This window comes from Methylobacterium sp. Leaf88, from assembly GCF_001422795.1.
In the GTDB taxonomy this organism is placed as follows: Bacteria; Pseudomonadota; Alphaproteobacteria; order Rhizobiales; family Beijerinckiaceae; genus Methylobacterium.
Genome location: NZ_LMMK01000022.1, coordinates 95340 through 112640, shown reverse-complemented (window position 1 = coordinate 112640; position 17301 = coordinate 95340). Strand labels below are relative to the sequence as shown.

The following is a 17301-nucleotide window of genomic DNA, read 5'->3' as shown; positions in this document are numbered from 1 at the left end:
GGGCGGGCCTGGCGAGGGTACGCGTTACCAGCGGTAGCGCAGGGTGGCGTAGACGGTACGGGGCAGGCCGTAGAAGCAGCTCGAGTAGCTGAAGCAGCCCGTGACATAGCGCTCGTCGAGGAGGTTCTGGGCGTTGACCTGCATCGTGAAGCCGTTGAGCGTCGCGTTGAGGTTCTTCAGGTCGTAGGTGAGCACGGCATCCACGAGGACGCTTTCCGGCACCTTGAAGGAATTGGCCGGGTCGCCCCAGGAGGAGCCGAGATAGCGCACGCCGCCGCCGAGGCCGAGCCCGAGCAGGGGGCCGCTGGTGAAGCGGTAGTCGACGAACAGCGAGGCGGTGGTGTCCGGGATCTGGACCGGGACTCGGCCCCGGAGCGGCACCTGCTGGTTGGTGACCTGGTTGAGGGTCGTGGTGATGTCGGAGACGGTGCGGGCGTCGATGACCGAGACGCCGCCGATGACGTTCAGCCCCTCGGCCAGGTTGGCCCGCGCCTCGAACTCCAGGCCCTGCACCCCCACGGCCCCGGTCTGCACCACGAAGTTCCGGTTGACCGGATCGGCGTTGGTCGCGTTCGAGCGGCGGATGTCGAAGGCGGCGGCGGTGAGCAGGATGTCGGTGCCGGGCGGCTGGTATTTGATGCCGGCCTCGAACTGGTCGCTGGTGATCGGATCGGGGATGCGGCCGACCGAGCCGAAATTCGCGTCGAAGATCCGCCCGGCGGTGATGGGCTCGAAGGCCTCGCTGTAGGAGACGTAGGGCGCGACGCCGTTGTCGAAGCGGTAGAGCAGGCTCGCCCGGCCGGTGAAGGCCTCGGAGGGCACGTCCTGGTTGGTCACGACGTTGGTCGTGAGGCTCCGGGTCGGGCCGAAATTGCTGGCCCAGTCGTAGCGGCCGCCCAGGGTGAGGACGAGGCGGTCGAACTTGATCTGGTCCTGGACGTAGAGGCCGGTCTGCTCCGACGTGATCCGCGCATCCGTGGTGAAGGGCGGCGTCGGGATGGTCATGGCGTAGTCGGGCGCCAGCACGTTCAGGCTGGGGGCCGCCGGGAAGGCCGTCGACAGGGTGCGGGTCTCGAACCTCCGGTAGTCCACGCCGACGAGGGCGGTGTGCGCGAAGAGGCCGGTGTCGAACTTGCCCACGAGGTTGTTGTCGATGGTGTAGGCATCGATCCCGACCCGGGTGGCGATGCGCGAGCGGTCGATGAGCGGCCCGCTGCTGAAGGGGCCGGTATTCTCGCTGAAGGCACTGTAGACGCTGCGGTAATCGCCCTCGGTGCGCAGGTAGCGCGCCGCCGAGTGGACGTGCAGCGCCTCGTTGATGTCGTGGTCGAAGATGTAGCTGATCGAGGCCTGGGTCCGGTCCGAGCGCTCGAAGTTGCGGTCGCCGTCGTAGAAGTCCACCGGCAGGCGGCCGGTGACGCCGCCGCCGAAGTTGCGCGGGAACACCGTGCCCACGGCGGGGAAGCCGCCGTAGAAGCCCGAGAACGGATCGCGCTGGTAGTTGCCGATGAGGGTGAGCGAGGTGTCGGCGGAGGGCCGCCAGGTGACGCTCGGGTTGATGAGCACGCGCTCGACCTCCGTCGTCACCGCCGGGCCGTCGCCCTTCCAGCCGAGGCCGATCACCCGGTAGGCGAACTGGTCGGCCAGCGGCCCCGCCGCGGACGGGATCGGGCCGCCGATGTCGAAGCCGCCGCGGACCTCGCTGAAGCCGCCGCCCTGGACGAAGATCTCGCCGTGCTGGACGAAGCGCGGCATCTTGGACACGAAGTTGACGATGCCGCCGGGGCCCGACTGCCCGTAGAGCACCGAGGCCGGGCCCTTGATGACGTCGATGCGCTCCACCCGGAACGGATCGATGCTCGCCGAGGCGTCGCGGCTGCCCGGCAGGGCGAGGCCGTCGAGGAAGAGCGGCGCGGTGAAGCCGCGGATGTAGAACTGCTCCAGGCGGGTGGCGCCGGCGCCGCCCCGCTGCTCGGTGGTCACGCTCGGCGAATAGCGCAGGGCCTGGTTGATGGTGAGCGCGTTCTGGTCCTCGATCTGCTGGCGGCCGATCACCGAGATCGACTGCGCCGTCTCCAGGATCGGGGTGTCGGTCTTGGTGGCCACCCGACTCTGGGTGGCGACGTAGCCGGGCACCGGGCCGACCGCGCCGCCGGGCTGGCTGCCCGAGGCGTTCCGGCCCGCGCCGGCGCCCTCCACCGAGAGGGTGTCGAGGGTCACCGCGTCGGTGGCGTTCTGCGCCTGCGCATCCCGGAGCGCGAACCCGACCGCAGCAACGCCGGACAGCAGCGTGACCAAGAGACAGCGATGGGCTGCTCTGGCGACGGGACGGGCACGCTCATGCGACGCAAAGCAGTTCACAGCCAAAGACCATTCCAGGGTGAGTACGAAGGCGCTACCGCAGACGTGAATTGACTTACTTTCGGAAGCACCAAAACGTCTTGGCAGGATTCCCAATTCATCTGCAAGAGATATGTTTTTTACTTATTCCAGATTGGAACTGAGATGAGCAGACCGCGCGCACACCACCCTTAATCCCGCCCTCTGCGAAAAAACCCGCACCGCGACCCAAAGCGCACAGCCGGCGGAGGGGGCGTCGATCCGGGGACCCCGGACGGGCCGCGCTCCGGCGGCGCGGGCCGGGAGCGGTTTGTCCCCGAGGATCTCCGGGGAAGATCCCGAACGTCGGTCCACGCACCGAAACAGGATGTCCGACGTCTGCCGAGAGACCATGCAGACCCGCACGGATACTTGAAACGCGCGCCCACAACTCCATTTCAGAAATGTCGGTCGCATCCCGCCGCGGGCGGTTGAGGAGACCGCGCGCGCTCTTGCCGTCCTGGGAGGAGCGCCATGCCGGATCCGTCACAGCCGAGGTCTTCGCCACCCGATCCGGTCCGGCAGGCCACGGTGCGGAACCGGCTCCTGCGGGCGATGGGGCCGGAGGATTTCGCGCGGCTCGCGCCGCACCTGGAGCCGATGGCGGGCGCGCTCCGCCAGCTGCTGATCCGACCCAACCAGCCGGTCGAGCGGCTGTACTTTCCCGAGAGCGGATTCGTCTCGATCGTCACCGAGGCCTCGGCCGGCCGGGTCGAGATCGGCCTCGTGGGCCGGGAGGGCCTCGTGGGCGCCACGCCGATCCTGCTCGACAGCGATCGGACCCCCCACCACGCCTTCGTGCAGAGCGCCGGCCGCCTGCTCGCCATCGACGCCCCGGCGCTCCTGGCGGCCGTCGGGCAGAGCCCGTCCCTGCGCCATCTGCTGCTGCGCTTCGTCCAGGTGCAGATCGTCCACCTGGGCAAGACCGCCTTCGCCAACGCCACCTTCACCCTGGAGGTGCGCCTGGCCGCCTGCCTGCTGATGTGCCACGACCGGATCGACGGCGACGACATCGCCATCACGCACGCGTTCCTGGCCCTGATGCTGGGGGTGCGGCGCTCCGGGACGACCCTCGCGGTGCAGAACCTCGAGGGCCAGAACCTGATCCGGGCGCGGCGCGGGCGCATCACCATCCTCGACCGCCCGGCGCTGCGGGCCCTGGCCGACGGAAGCTACGGCACCGCCGAGGCCGAGTACGCCCGGCTGATCGGCGGGGCCTGATCCCCGCCGGGGGCCAATCCCCGCCGGGGGCCAATCCCCGCCAGGGCGGCGGAGCGGAGGCCGCCCCGGCCCGCGCCGACCGGGCGCGCGCCCGGCAGGTCCTCGCCACCATCCTGGGGGGCTGAGAACGTTCGCGGCCGAGAACGCGCGCGGCTCGGCTCAGCCCCGGTCGGGCCGGGCCTCCCAGATCGCCGCCTCGACGAAGGGGCGCTTCAGCTGCGGGCCGGCGCCGCTGCGCAGGACGAAGTCGTTGGCGCCGGGATGGCGGCGGATGGCCTTGCTGAGGTTCAGCCGGTAGCCCGCCCCGAACACGAAGGGCGGCGCCATCGGGTCGGCCATGTAGGCGTTCACGGCCGCCGTCACCTCGGTCGCGGGAATGAGGCCCAGGTCGCACAGGGCGCGAATCGTCAGCTTCTCGGTCATGCGCTCTTCCATAGGCCCCCGGGGGGCGGGGCCGCAACGCGACCCGTCGCACGGGGCGCGGACGCGGTCTTGAGCCGCGGGAGCGCAGGGGCTACCTCTTGGGACGGGGGCCAAGCTTGCCGGAACCCCGGCTCCGCACGCCGCGCGGGGCAGGGGCGTTCCGCGCAGGGCGCTCCGAGACGCCGTCCCCCCGGCCGAAAGTGCATCCGTGGCACCCACCCTGTCCCCCCCGCTTCCCCCACCCGAGCCCGAGGCCGGCGCCCGCCCGCGGGTGAGCGCGCGGGGCCGCCTGCGGACCTATTTCCTCACCGGCATCATCGTGTCGGGGCCGCTCGCCATCACGATCTACCTGACCTGGTGGTTCATCAGCCTCATCGACGGCTGGGTGAAGCCCCTGGTGCCGGCGAGCTACCTGCCCGACCATTACCTGCCGTTCTCGATCCCGGGCCTCGGCCTCCTCATCGCCTTCGTGGCGGTGACCCTGCTGGGCTTCCTCACCGCCAACCTGGTGGGGCGCAGCGTGGTCGAGTTCGGCGAGGTGCTGCTCGCCCGCACGCCGGTGATCTCCGGGCTCTACAAGGGCCTGCGCCAGATCTTCGAGACGCTGTTCTCCGCCAATGGCACCTCGTTCCGCACCGTCGGCCTCGTGGAATTCCCCGTGAAGGGCACCTGGTCGGTGGTGTTCCTGTCCGCGCCGGCCGCCCCGGACGTGCAGAACGCCCTGGCGCCGGGGGGCGACCATGTCGGCGTGTTCCTGCCCTGCGCCCCCAACCCCACCACCGGGTTCTTCTTCTACCTGCCGCGGACCGACATCGTGGAGATCGCCATGAGCGTGGACGACGCGGCCAAGCTGGTGATGTCGGCCGGCGTGATCCAGCCCGACGACCACCCCGCGAAATTCCAGGCCCTGGCGGCGAGCCTGCGGGCCGCCCACGGCGAGCCCCCGAAGGTCGACGCCTGATCCGGGCGCCCCCGGCGTCTCGTCGTCGAACCCGAAGGCTTGGTGCCGTCTGCGACCGACCGAGGCCCTGGAAGCGGATTTGAAAGGGCCTCAACGGCGGATATTCGCCGTATGCGCGTTCCCGCAGCTTCGTGCTCAATCAGGAGCGCAGACCGTGGTGCCGCCGCCATTGGCTGGGCGTTGAGCCCGTCCAGCCCAGGAACGCACGCGTGAAGTGAGCGGCATCGTCGTAGCCGAGCTCTGCGGCGATGCGCCCGATGCTCAGCGTCGTCTCAACCAGCCGCTCGCCCGCGCGGAGAAGCATGATGCGGCGATGAATGTCGGCGTAGCACGTACCAACCTCCTCCAGGCGGCGCTGGAGGGTCCGGCGCGAGAGGCCGAGGCGTCGGGCCACGTGATCGATGGAAGAGCCCCCCTCGTCGAGTTCGAGGGCGATCACGTGTGCGACGCAATCTGCGAGCCGGTCGGTGATCGGCGCGTCCTGCATGGCCCCGTCGCGAACAGGACGGAAGCGGCAGGGATTGACGGTCTCCAGAAGATTGGCTGGGAAGGCGAGCCCAGCGCGTGGGCCTAGCGCGACCTCGCATCCGAACAGGACCTCGATCTCGCCGCGGGCCGGGAGCCACGCCCCTGTCACCACGGCGCGCGTAGGCCGCCAGGCCTTGCCGAGAAAATGGCGCACCGTACCCAGCAGATAGCCGAGCGCCAGGATCTCGTTGGCCTGACGCCCGCACGCGATCCGCTCGGCGACTTCGTAGCCGTAGAAGGCCTCCGCCCCCCGGCAGCAGACGCCGGTCCGGGTCGCGGTCTGCAAGAGCAGCGGTGTGACGACCTCCACCCGCCCAAGGGCGTCGCCGAGGGTGTCAGCGGACTGCACCTGGATGCCGATGGGACCCAGGCCTGCGATACCGGTGCGGGTCGAGAGCCGAGCCGGCAAGGCGGGATCGCCGATCTCGCGGATGGCTGCCTCGACGAGCGTGAGCTGATCCCGGAGGAGGATCAGCCGATCCGGAGTATCCAAGAGCGTCAGGGGCATTCCGGCGCGACCGAAGGCGCGGCCGACGGAACCGCCGGCTGCGGCGACCGCCTCGGCGATCGGCCCCATCGTGCGCGCCCTGGTCAGTCCGTATGCCGACATGGATGGCCTCCCGGCCGCAAGGTCCGCGCTTTGGCGCAGGATGGCAAGATTGGGGGTTCGGTGTCGCCTAGACCGGAGGGAATTGGCCGGCGTGGATCAGGCCAGAGGTATCCGGGAGGGAACGGCCATGTCGGCTTTCAACGATCGCAGCGTCATACGGCACGCGTATCGGATCGGTATGATCGGCGGCGTCATGACATCGCTGGCGGGGACACCGATCCGCGCGGCGGAAACCACCCCGGTTTCAGTCGCGGTGCTGCCTCTCAAATTGCTCGACACCTCAGGCGAGCCCGCTGATCAGTCCGTTCAGCACACGGAGCGTCTGGCACGCCTGACGGACGACCTCGCCGTCGATCTTACCCGCACGGGCATGTACCGCGCGGCCGTGCTTCCCGCCGAGCACCTGAGCCAGGATTGCCCCACGGGCCAAGCGACTTGCTTGCTCCAAGCCGCACGGGATCGCGGTGCGCAGCTGATCTTCGTCGGCGTCGTGCATAAAAGCAGCACCCTGATCCTTCAGCTTTGGGCGCGTCTGGTTGATGCACGGACGGGCCGAGATATCATGACCCGCGACCTGAATTTCCGGGGCGATACGGATGAGTCGTGGCAGCGCGCCGAGGCGTTCCTCGTCGCCCAGATCCGCGATGCGGCGGCGAAGCCGCTTTAGCCGATCACCTATCGAAGGGGAGGCACACACTCTGCAGGCGCAAGATGGCGTTTCGCTCGGTTGGCCAGACTCTCGTACCGGAGCAAATCCTCTGCTTGGAAAAAGCCTCCGGCAGATGATGGATGTTCGCTTCCGCAACACGTTGCTGGGAAGCGAACGGGCAGACATCCCCCCGTCCCGGCCGCTCGCCGCGGTGAACCGAGCGCCCGATCGTCCGGTCAGCCCGCCCCGAGCAGGCGGATCGCCGCGTCGCGCTCGAACAGGTAGAGCAGCACCCGGAGCGCCTGCCCCCGTGCGCTCGTCAGGCCGGGGTCGCGCTGGACCACGAGCTGCGCGTCGTCGCGGGCCACCTGGAGCAGTTCGGCGTCGGTCTCCAGGCTGGCCAGGCGGAAGGCGGCCATCCCCGATTGGCGGGTGCCCAGCACCTCGCCCTCGCCGCGCAGGCGCAGGTCTTCTTCCGCGATGCGAAAGCCGTCCTCGGTCTCGCGCATCATCTCGAGGCGCGCCCGCGAGACCTGGCCCAGCGGCCCGCGATAGAGCAGCAGGCAGGTGGAGGCGCGCGCGCCCCGCCCGACCCGGCCGCGGAGCTGGTGGAGCTGGGCCAGCCCGAAGCGCTCGGCATGCTCGATGACCATGATGCTGGCTTCCGGCACGTCGACGCCGACCTCCACCACCGTGGTGGAGACGAGGATCTTCGTCTCGCCCCGCTGGAAGCGCTCCATGGCGGCGTCCTTGTCGGGCCCCGGCATCTTGCCGTGGATCAGCCCGACCGCGTCGCCGAAGCTGTGGCGCAGGTCCCCGAAGCGCTCCTCGGCCGCAGCGAGGTCGACGAACTCGGATTCCGCCACCAGGGGGCAGATCCAGTAGACCCGGTCGCCAGCGGCGAGCGCCCGCCCCAAGCCCGCCACCACCTCGTCGAGGCGGTCGGTGGAGACGAGGCGGGTGGCGATGGGCTGGCGCCCGGCGGGCTTCTCGTCGAGCACCGAGACGTCCATGTCGCCGAAGCAGGTCAGCGCCAGGGTCCGGGGGATGGGGGTCGCCGTCATCACCAGGATGTCGACCGCCGCGCCCTTGGCGCCCAGAGCCAGGCGCTGGTGCACGCCGAAGCGGTGCTGCTCGTCCACCACGGCCACGCCGAGATCGGCGAAGACCACGCTGTCCTGGAACAGCGCGTGGGTGCCGACGACGATGTCGACCGCGCCGGCCGCCAGGGCCGCCAGGGTGGCCCGGCGCTCGGAGGCCCTGTCGCGCCCGGTGAGGAGGCGCAGGCGCAGGGGCGCGGCCAGGGGGGCGAGGCGCTCGAAGTGCTGGCGCGCCAGGATCTCGGTGGGGGCCATCAGGGCGGCCTGGCGCCCGGCCTCCACGGCCGAGGCCATGGCGAGGAGCGCCACCGCGGTCTTGCCGGAGCCGACATCGCCCTGGAGCAGGCGCAGCATGCGCCGGTCGGAGGCGAGATCGGCGCGGATCTCGGCCACGGCGCGGCTCTGCGCCCCCGTCAGCCCGAAGGGCAGGGCGGCCTCGATCCCGCCGCTCAAACGTCCGTCCCCCGCATTGGCCCGGCCGGGCGCCCGGCGGTTGCGGGCCCGCATCAGGGCGAGGGCCAGCTGCGAGGCCAGGAGCTCGTCGTAGGCCAGGCGCCGCCGGGCCGGGGAGCGGGGGGCCGCGCCGCCGCCCTCGGGCACGGGGGGCGGGGCCACCTCCGGCCGGTGCTCGGCCCGCAGGGCGTCGGCGAAGGCCGGCAGTCCCTCGCGGGCGATCCAGGCCGGGTCCTGCCACTCGGGCAGCACCGGCAGGCGCTCCAGGGCGGCATGGGCCAGCTTCGAGATCGCCCGGGAGGTCAGCCCCTCGGTGGCGCCGTAGATCGGCTCGACGGTGGGCAGAGCGGCGAGCCCCGCCTCGTCGACGATGCGGGCGGGATGGACCATCTGGCGGTGCCCGTCCCAGAGGTCGATGCGCCCCGTGATGTAGCGGTGGCTCCCCAGGGGCAGCATCTTCTCGACCCGGGCCTGGGGCATGCCGAAGAACACCAGGGTGATGTCCCCGGTGGCATCCTCCACCAGCACCCGGAACGGCCGCCGGCCCGCCCCGGGCTGGGGCGCCCGGTAGCCCGTCACGGTGACGCCGAGGGTCACGGGCTCGCCGGGGGGCGCCTCGGCGATGGAGCCCATCAGGCGCCGGGCGACGCCGCCCTGCGGCAGGTGGAACAGGAGGTCGACGATCCGGGCCGGCTGCTCGGGGGTGCCGAGCAGCCGCTCGATCATCGGCGCCATCTTGGGCCCGATGCCGGGAAGGCCGCGCGCGGGCGCGAAGAGGGCATCGAGGACGCTCGGGCGGAGCAGGGGCTGGCGGGACGCAGGCTCGGTCATGCGGCTCGGGGGCGGGAAACGGGCGGATGGGAATCCGGAGGAGGGGGCAGGACCCGGGCGGAATCGGACGGCCCGGGCGGGATGGCGGCGCGGGCCGCTGACTCTATATACCGCCTGGAAGGCTTGGTCCCGCGACGGATGACGCACCGGGGCCGGGCCGGGGCTGCCACGATCCAAAGGATCCTCCGATCCAAGGATCACGGCATCCCGGGATCCCCGCATCACAGGCTGACTGCATGTCCGGCACCACCCGCACCAGCGCCGACCTCGATCCGCGCCGCCGCCGCACCCTCTTCCGCGCCTGGCACCGGGGCATCCGCGAGATGGACCTGATCATGGGCCGCTTCGCCGATGCCGAGATCGGCACACTCACGGAGGAGGAGCTCACCACCTTCGAGGCCCTGATCGAGGTGCCCGACCGCGACCTGTTCCGCTGGCTCACCGGCGAGGACGCGACGCCCGCGAACTACGACACCCCGGTCTATCGCCGCCTCAAGGCCTTCCACAGGCACGACGCGCCGATCCACTAGGGATCGGCGCGCGCGCGACCCGTCCGCGCCCCCGACTTCCCGCCTCCCGGATTCCCGAGCATCGGGTTCGCCGGCCCTGGCATCGGCGCCGGGGTCGTGGGAAGACCGTCGATCGGTCGAGGCCGACCCGGACGGTCAGCGTCGGAGCTGAAAACACAAGAAGAGCGCCGGCCGCGAGGTTCTTTTCCTGCCGTCGATCATCGGGGCAGACCGTAGATCCGCAGACGTGCGCGCCGATACCCAAAAAACGACCGCGATAGTCCACTCCGAATCAACCAAACCCGCTCAAATTTTCGGCGAGATCAAGGCTGCAATGCTTTTGAAACTTTCACGATCTACTGTTCTGCGCAGAACATAAAAGTAGACTATCGCGCGAGCCTGGATGATGGGATCTTTGATGAAGCGGCGCGTTTTCGCGTATGCAACAGGTCTGGCCTGTTGTCTCGGGGGCCTCCAAGCCTACGCCCATGCCTCGAACGTCGCCGGCATCGTCATCCAGAAAGCCCGACAATTCGGCTTCCAGGCCGTCACCCTGCAGGCCGGCGGGTCCATCGTGCTGTCCAACGACGAGGCGACGGCCGTCCACCACGCCTATATCGAGGCGGACGGCGTCCGCCGCGACTTCGGCGACCAGGCCCCCGGCAGCCGCACCACGATGGTGTTCCCGCACCGGGGCGACTTCCTCGTCCTGTGCGGCGTCCACCCGAAGATGAAGCTGGCCGTCCACGTGGACTGAGGTGCCGGCGGGCGCGGATCGAGCGGACTTCGTCGCCCGATCCGCACCGGCAGGGTCCCGTCCCGGGGAGATTCGGTCACCGACCGTGGGCGTGCGCCGCCGATCGTCCGTCGGCCGAGGACAGGAACTGCACGTTCAGGCTGGTGCCGGACCGATGCCGCACGGCGCAGTCGAACTCGCGTCCATCCGCCTCGACGACGACCGCGAACCGATCCGGCACCTGGGCGGGCTGGCCCAGATGCAGCCGCGCCCCGCCCTGCGTCAGGTCGCGGATGGTGCAGGCGAGGCGCGCGCCGCCGGGCAGGCGGATCGCGGCGCGCAGGAGGACGCGCGTCCGTCGCTCGGTGCGCCGCTCCTCCATCCCGATGGTCCAGTCGTCCAGGCCCGTGCTGATGCGCGACACCCCGTCGGCCGCCTGCTGCATGCTGGCCAGGATCGCGCCCGTGGCCTGCGCCTGCTCATCCATCGCGGCGGTGACGCCGTCGACATGCCGGCTGATCGTGCCGACCGCCGCCGTGATCGTCGCCAGGGTGGTGGCGACCTCGCTGGAGACCGCCTGCATGCCGGCGATCTCGCTGCTGATCCGGTTCGTGGCGGCGGCGGCCTGGCCGGCCAGGGTCTTCACCTCGGTCGCCACCACCGCGAAGCCGCGCCCGGCCTCGCCGGCCCGGGCCGCCTCGATCGTCGCGTTGAGGGCCAGGAGATTGATCTGCTGGGCGATGTCCGTGATCATCGTGGCGACGCCGCTCATCGCCTGGGCCGCGCCGCGGAGCCGCTCGGTGGCGGCATCCGCCTCCCCGGCCCGGCCGTGGATGTCGTCCACGACGGTCTTGGACTGGGCCATGCTGCGGGAGATCTCCCGCGCGGAGGCGTTCATGACGTCGGCCGCATCGGTGACCGCCTGGACGTTGTCGAGGGTGCGCTCGGCGGTCTCGACCGCGACGGAGCGCGCCTCCATGTTGGCGGTGACGTCGGTGGCGTACTTGACGATCTTGGTCAGGCGGCCGGCGGGATCGAAGATCGGGTTGTAGCTGGCCTGGATCCAGACGGGCCGGCCGCCCTTGCCGAAGCGCTGGAACATGCCCGACGCGAAGCGGCCGGCGCGCAGGCGGTCCCAGAAGGCGGCATACTCGGCCGTCTGCGCGTAGCCGGGCTCGACGAACAGGGCGTGCGGCCGGCCCCGGATCTCCTCGATCCCGTAGCCGAGCGCCGTCAGGAAGTTGGCATTGGCGTCGAGGACCGTCGCGTCGGGGGCGAACTCGATCACCGCCTGCGAGCGGTTGACCGCCGCCAGCTGCGCCATCGCGTCCGCGACCTGCAGCTTCTGCGCGGTGATGTCGGTGGCGAACTTGACCACCTTGACCGGCACCCCGTCCCGGTCCCGGATCGGGTTGTAGGTGGCCTGGATCCAGATCTCGCGGCCACCCTTGGCGATGCGCTTGAACTCGCCCGAGCGGAACTCGCCGCGGCCGAGATCCGCCCAGAACGCGCGGTACGCGGCCCCCGCGCGCTCGTCCGGATCCACGAACAGGCCGTGATGGCGCCCCTGGACCTCGTCGCGGGTGTAGCCCACCGCGGCCAGGAAATTGGCGTTGGCCTCCAGGATCGTGCCGTCGAGGGCGAAGGCGATGACGGCCTGGGAGCGCTGCAGGGCCTCGAGCTGCCCGTCGTGGTCGATGCTGCGCAGGACCTCCGCGGTGACGTCGGTGGCGAGCTTGACCACCCGGGTCACGCGCCCGGCGCGATCGCGGACCGGGTTGTAGGTGGCCTGGATCCAGACCGCCCGGCCATCCTTCGCGAAGCGCTTGAACGCGCGCGTCTGCGGCTCGCCGCGGCGCAGGGCGTCCCAGAACGCGCGATAGGCTTCGCTGGCCCGCTCTTCGGGGGAGACGAAGCGCCCGTGGGGCTCTCCCGTCACCTCGGCGAGGGTGTAGCCCATCAGGTCGAGGAAGAGGTCGTTAGCGGTGAGCACCGTGCCGTCGGGGGTGAACTCGATGCGGGCCCGGGATCTGTCGATGGCGGCCATCAGCGCGCGCAGATCGGTGTCGAAGAACGGCACGGAGGGCCCCCCACGATGCGCAGCCCGCATCCGAACCCGTCCTACGAGAGTCTGATTAAGCAAACCCGAAACATCTTAAAGTCGAGGACTCGAACACCTTCAATCTTTGACGCGATGCGCTTCACGGAGTCGCGATCTCGACATTCATCGATGAGGTTAAACAATGTTGTTGCTGGGCAGCACAGGGCGCCTTGCCTGACCGGGTGAGGGACCGGCCCGGGCCGCCGCGCAGCCCCGCCCGACGGGCTTCCCAAATGCCGATCCGCCAAATGCCGATCCGCCAAACGCCGATCCGCCAAACGCCGATCCGCCAAGCGTCGATCTCCCAAGCGTCGATCCACCGGGCGGGCGGGCCCGACGCGGGGCGGACCGCGAAAGTCTTGACAATATTCCTAATTCGTGCCCCTATCTCCCGACCTGCCGCCCGTACGAATCGGGAGCCCGACCGGAGACCGACCGGACGGGCTGGGGGCGGCGGGGCGGTGCCCGCGTCGGTGGCTTCGGTCGCTGCCGCCCCGGGCGACGGCTCGCTATGACCGCCGGCTCGGCACAGGGCGGCGCGCCGGGGGAGGAAATGCCCCCGCCGTCCGACCCGTCGCTGGGCCAGCGGGAAGACGCTGCGGCGCCGCCCATGACGAGGCGGCGTGCGACGAAGGCTCGCTCCGAAGCGTGCGGGGTCTCCCCAGAACCCGCCGAACTTAGCGCCAGCGCGAGCCCCGTCGGAGACACCGCGACGCCAACGGCCCCGGCGGCGACGCCGGAGCCGAGGGACGCCGGGGAACCGGCAACATTCCAAGCGCAACACAGGGTTCCGCGGCGTCCCGCGTCCCCGTCCGCGCGTTGACATCTGGGCCATGCCTCCGGCGCGGAACCGCGCGCGGGGGTGAAGCCGCGTGGGGAGGGGGAACCCGCCGCCGGTCGAGGTCCGCCGGCCGCTGCGCTGGATCAACGCGGCGGGGTAGGTTAACGCCGGTTACGGCGGGGGGCGGGTCTGGTAAGGACCGGGCTCAGGGATACATACGGTCCCGTCCCCTTGCGCGTCCGTCCCGCCGGTCCGCCCCCGGGGGGGAACGAAACGTCCTTTCGAGGCCGCCGAGGCGGTCCTTCCGAGACAGGATGGCGGACGGAAGAACAGGCGCTTCCGCCCGGCCCAGCACGAGTTCAGAACCCCGACCCGATGGCAAAACCTCAACCCAAAGCCCCCGCGCCCGCGGCAAGACCCCAGACGGCGCGCTTCGCCCTGCCGAAATCCGGGGCGCTGGCCCGCGCCCTGGAGGCGCTGAAGCGCGGCGACAGCCCGACGCTCGCCAACGTGCCGGAGGGGTTCGACGCGGTGGTCGTGGCGGATCTCGCCCGGGCCCTCAGCCGGGACGTCGAGGGGCCGGCGGTGCTGGTGCATGTCGCCCGCGATTCGGGGCGCTCGGCCGCCTTCGTCAGCGCCCTGAAGTTCGTCGCCCCCGAGATCGAGGCGATGAGCGTGCCAGCCTGGGACTGCCAGCCCTACGACCGGGTCTCGCCCAACGGCGCCATCGCGGCCCAGCGCATGACGGCCCTGTCGCGCCTCGCCCGCTCGCGCTCCTCGGAGGAACAGCCCCGCATCCTCTGCACCACCGTCAACGCTTTGATTCAGCGGGTGCCGCCCCGAGAGAAGATCGCGGTCGAGACGTTCTCGGCCGCCATCGGCAACGTGGTGCCGATGGACACGGTGACGGCCTGGGTCGAGGCCAACGGGTTCCTGCGCACGGGCACCGTGCGGGACACCGGCGAGTACGCGGTGCGCGGCGGCATCCTCGACCTGTCGCCGCCGGGTCTGCCCAACCCGATCCGCCTCGACTTCTTCGGCGACACCCTGGAATCGATCCGCGCCTTCGACCCCGAGACCCAGCGCACCGTCGGGCAGCTGCGCTCCCTCGACCTCGTGCCGATGAGCGAGGTGCAGCTCACCACCGAGACGATCCGGCGCTTCCGCCAGGGCTACCTCTCGAATTTCGGGGCCGCCACCCGCGACGACCGGCTCTACGAGACCATCAGCGAGGGCCGGCGCTATGCCGGCCTCGAGCACTGGATGCCGCTGTTCTACGACCACCTCGACACGCTGTTCGACTACGTGGCCGGCGTGCCGATGGTGTTCGACGCCCAGGTGGACGAGGCGGCGCACGAGCGCCTCACCCTGATCCGCGACTATTACGACGCCCGCGCCGAGGCGATGAAGGCGCCGTCCCCCGGGGTCGCGCCCTACAAGCCCCTGAAGCCCTCCGCCCTCTACCTCACCCCCAACGAGTGGCGCGACCGGGTCGCGGCGGCGGCGATCGCCCGGCTCTCGCCCTTCTCGATGCCGGAGAGCCCGGACCGGGCGACCATCGACTGCGAGGGCCGCCAGGGCCGCACCTTCGCGGCCGAGCGCGCCGAGGAGGCCGCCAGCGTGTTCGACGCGGCCGTCGCCCACGTGAAGGACCTGCAAGGGTCCGGGCATCACGTCATCCTGGGCTCCTGGTCCGACGGCTCGCGCGACCGGCTCTGCTCGGTGCTGGCCGACCACGGCCTGAAGAAGCCCGTGGCCATCAACACCCTCGCGGCGGTGAACGCCCTGAAGCGCGGCACCGACGTCGCCGTCGCGGTCTGGGGCCTGGACTCCGGCTTCGTCGTCGACCGCCTCGCGGTGATCTCGGAGGGCGACATCCTCGGCGACCGGCTGGTGCGCCAGAAGCGCAAGGCCAAGCGCCCGCAGGACATCATCCTGGAGGTGCAGGCCCTCCAGCCCGGCGACCTCGTGGTCCATGCCGACCACGGCATCGGCCGCTTCGTCGGCCTCAAGACCGTGACGGCCGCGGGGGCGCCGCACGATTGCCTGGAGATCCAGTATGCCGGCGGCCTGCTGCTGCTGCCGGTGGAGAACATCGAGCTCCTGACGCGCTACGGCTCGGAGGATGCCGAGATCGCCCTCGACCGTCTCGGCGGCGGCGCCTGGCAGGCCCGCAAGGCCAAGATGAAGAAGCGCATCCTGGAGATGGCCGGCCAGCTCATCCGGGTCGCGGCCGAGCGCTTCGTGCGGCAGGCCCCGCGCCTGCACGCGCCGGAGGGGCTCACCGACGAGTTCGCCGCCCGCTTCGCCTTCGACGAGACCGAGGACCAGGCCAACGCCATCGACGCGGTGCTCACCGACCTCAATGCGGGCCGGCCGATGGACCGCCTCGTCTGCGGCGACGTCGGCTTCGGCAAGACCGAGGTGGCGCTCCGCGCCGCCTTCGCGGGGGCCATGGGGGGCAAGCAGGTGGCGGTGGTGGTGCCCACCACGCTGCTGGCGCGCCAGCACTACCGGACGTTCAGCGAGCGCTTCAAGGGCCTGCCCGTGGAGGTCGCCCAGATGTCGCGCTTCGTCTCCAACACGGAGATGAAGCGGGTGCGCGACGGGCTCGCCGCCGGCACCGTCGACATTGTCGTCGGCACCCACGCGCTGCTGGCCAAGGCCGTGGCCTTCAAGGATCTCGGCCTCATCATCGTCGACGAGGAGCAGCATTTCGGCGTGGCCCACAAGGAGCGCCTCAAGGCGCTCCAGGCCGACGTGCACGTGCTCACCCTGTCGGCGACGCCCATCCCCCGCACCCTGCAGCTCGCCATGACGGGGGTGCGCGAGCTCTCGATCATCGCGACGCCGCCGGTGGACCGCCTGGCGGTGCGCACCTTCGTGACCCCGTTCGATCCGCTCCTGATCCGCGAGGCCCTGCTGCGCGAGCGCTACCGCGGCGGCCAGTCGTTCTACGTGGTGCCGCGCATCGAGGATCTGGCCGAGGTCAAGCGCTTCCTCGACCAGGAGATGCCCGAGACCACGGTGGCGGTGGCCCACGGCCAGATGGCGGCGGGCCAGCTCGAGGACGTGATGACGGCCTTCTACGAGGGCAAGTTCGACGTGCTGCTGTCGACCACCATCGTCGAATCCGGCCTCGACATCCCCACCGCCAACACCCTGATCGTGCACCGGGCCGACATGTTCGGCCTCGCCCAGCTCTACCAGCTGCGCGGCCGCGTCGGACGCGCCAAGGCCCGGGCCTACGCGCTGTTCACCACCCCGGCCAACCGCACCCTCACGGTCCAGGCGGAGAAGCGCCTGAAGGTGCTCCAGACCCTCGACACCCTGGGCGCGGGCTTCCAGCTCGCGAGCCACGACCTCGACATCCGCGGCGCCGGTAACCTCCTCGGCGACGCCCAGTCGGGCCACATCAAGGAGGTGGGCTACGAGCTCTACCAGCAGATGCTGGAGGACGCCGTCACCGCGCTCAAGGCCGGCATCGACGAGCCGGTGGAGGAGGCCTGGTCGCCCACCATCGCGCTCGGCGCGCCGGTCACGATCCCGGAGGACTACGTGGAGGACCTCACCGTCCGCCTCGGGCTCTACCGCCGGCTCTCGACCCTGGAGAACGACGCCGAGATGGAGAGCTTCGGCGCCGAGCTGATCGACCGCTTCGGACCCCTGCCGCCGGAGGTGGAGCAGCTCCTCAAGATCGTCACCATCAAGATCCTGTGCCGCGACACCAACGTGGAGAAGGTCGAGGCCGGCCCGAAGGGCGTCGTCGTCCACTTCCGCGACAAGGCCTTCGCCAACCCGCAGGGGCTCGTGGCCTACGTCGCCGAGCAGGCCTCCTTCGCCAAGGTGCGGCCGGACATGAGCATCGTCTTCATCCGCGAGCTCGACACGATCCCGGAGCGCCTCAAGGTGACGACCACGATCCTGCGCAGCCTGTCGACCATCGCCCGCCGCAAGAAGGCGGCCTGAGCCGGAATGCGAAAAGGGCGCGCCGCCGGCACGCCCTTTTCGCATGGAAC

At 70.7% G+C, this 17301-nt stretch carries 11 protein-coding genes; 6 read left to right on the top strand and 5 right to left on the bottom strand.

All coding sequences use genetic code 11. The annotated features are described in order from the left end of the window. Positions 1–24: 24 nt before the first annotated feature. The gene (locus tag ASF20_RS13975; protein ID WP_244476439.1) at positions 25–2289 is read right to left on the bottom strand and encodes a TonB-dependent siderophore receptor; all 2265 of its coding nucleotides are present in this window, start codon (positions 2287–2289) and stop codon (positions 25–27) included. A gap of 564 nt (positions 2290–2853) precedes the next feature. On the opposite strand from ASF20_RS13975, the gene ASF20_RS13970 reads away from it, so the two are divergent. Continuing rightward, positions 2854–3600 carry a Crp/Fnr family transcriptional regulator gene (locus tag ASF20_RS13970; RefSeq protein ID WP_056221913.1) on the top strand — a complete coding sequence of 249 codons (747 nt, stop codon included), beginning with the start codon at positions 2854–2856 and terminating at the stop codon, positions 3598–3600. Between the two features lie 159 nt (positions 3601–3759). Here the strand turns inward: ASF20_RS13970 and ASF20_RS13965 are convergent, their stop codons facing one another. Beyond that, positions 3760–4023: a hypothetical protein gene (locus ASF20_RS13965; RefSeq protein WP_056274994.1), complete on the bottom strand. Its 264-nt coding sequence runs from the start codon at positions 4021–4023 to the stop codon at positions 3760–3762. Positions 4024–4231: 208 nt separating this feature from the next. Between ASF20_RS13965 and ASF20_RS13960 the strand changes: the two genes are divergently transcribed. Beyond that, positions 4232–4984: a DUF502 domain-containing protein gene (locus ASF20_RS13960; protein ID WP_056221922.1), complete on the top strand. Its 753-nt coding sequence runs from the start codon at positions 4232–4234 to the stop codon at positions 4982–4984. A gap of 139 nt (positions 4985–5123) precedes the next feature. Here the strand turns inward: ASF20_RS13960 and ASF20_RS13955 are convergent, their stop codons facing one another. Then, positions 5124–6089 carry an AraC family transcriptional regulator gene (locus tag ASF20_RS13955; protein ID WP_244476438.1) on the bottom strand — a complete coding sequence of 322 codons (966 nt, stop codon included), beginning with the start codon at positions 6087–6089 and terminating at the stop codon, positions 5124–5126. A 160-nt stretch (positions 6090–6249) separates the two neighbouring features. Between ASF20_RS13955 and ASF20_RS13950 the strand changes: the two genes are divergently transcribed. Further along, on the top strand, positions 6250–6789 hold the full coding sequence (locus ASF20_RS13950) for a DUF2380 domain-containing protein (RefSeq protein ID WP_244476437.1): 540 nt from the start codon (positions 6250–6252) through the stop codon (positions 6787–6789). 218 nt (positions 6790–7007) lie between these two features. Here the strand turns inward: ASF20_RS13950 and recG are convergent, their stop codons facing one another. Next, on the bottom strand, positions 7008–9155 hold the full coding sequence (recG, locus tag ASF20_RS13945) for an ATP-dependent DNA helicase RecG (RefSeq protein WP_056274989.1): 2148 nt from the start codon (positions 9153–9155) through the stop codon (positions 7008–7010). A 236-nt stretch (positions 9156–9391) separates the two neighbouring features. Here recG and ASF20_RS13940 point away from each other — a divergent pair, with 236 nt between their 5' ends. Further along, a complete protein-coding gene (locus tag ASF20_RS13940) occupies positions 9392–9685 on the top strand; it encodes a succinate dehydrogenase assembly factor 2 (RefSeq protein WP_056221932.1) in 294 nt (97 codons plus the stop codon). 397 nt (positions 9686–10082) lie between these two features. Further along, positions 10083–10421 carry a hypothetical protein gene (locus tag ASF20_RS13935; protein WP_056221935.1) on the top strand — a complete coding sequence of 113 codons (339 nt, stop codon included), beginning with the start codon at positions 10083–10085 and terminating at the stop codon, positions 10419–10421. Positions 10422–10497: 76 nt separating this feature from the next. Here ASF20_RS13935 and ASF20_RS13930 read toward each other — a convergent pair whose 3' ends face one another. Next, positions 10498–12510 carry a PAS domain-containing methyl-accepting chemotaxis protein gene (locus ASF20_RS13930; protein ID WP_244476436.1) on the bottom strand — a complete coding sequence of 671 codons (2013 nt, stop codon included), beginning with the start codon at positions 12508–12510 and terminating at the stop codon, positions 10498–10500. Positions 12511–13657: 1147 nt separating this feature from the next. Between ASF20_RS13930 and mfd the strand changes: the two genes are divergently transcribed. Next, positions 13658–17251 (top strand): transcription-repair coupling factor, encoded by a 3594-nt coding sequence (gene mfd, locus ASF20_RS13925; protein WP_056221939.1) that lies wholly within the window; start codon positions 13658–13660, stop codon positions 17249–17251. Positions 17252–17301: the final 50 nt, after the last annotated feature.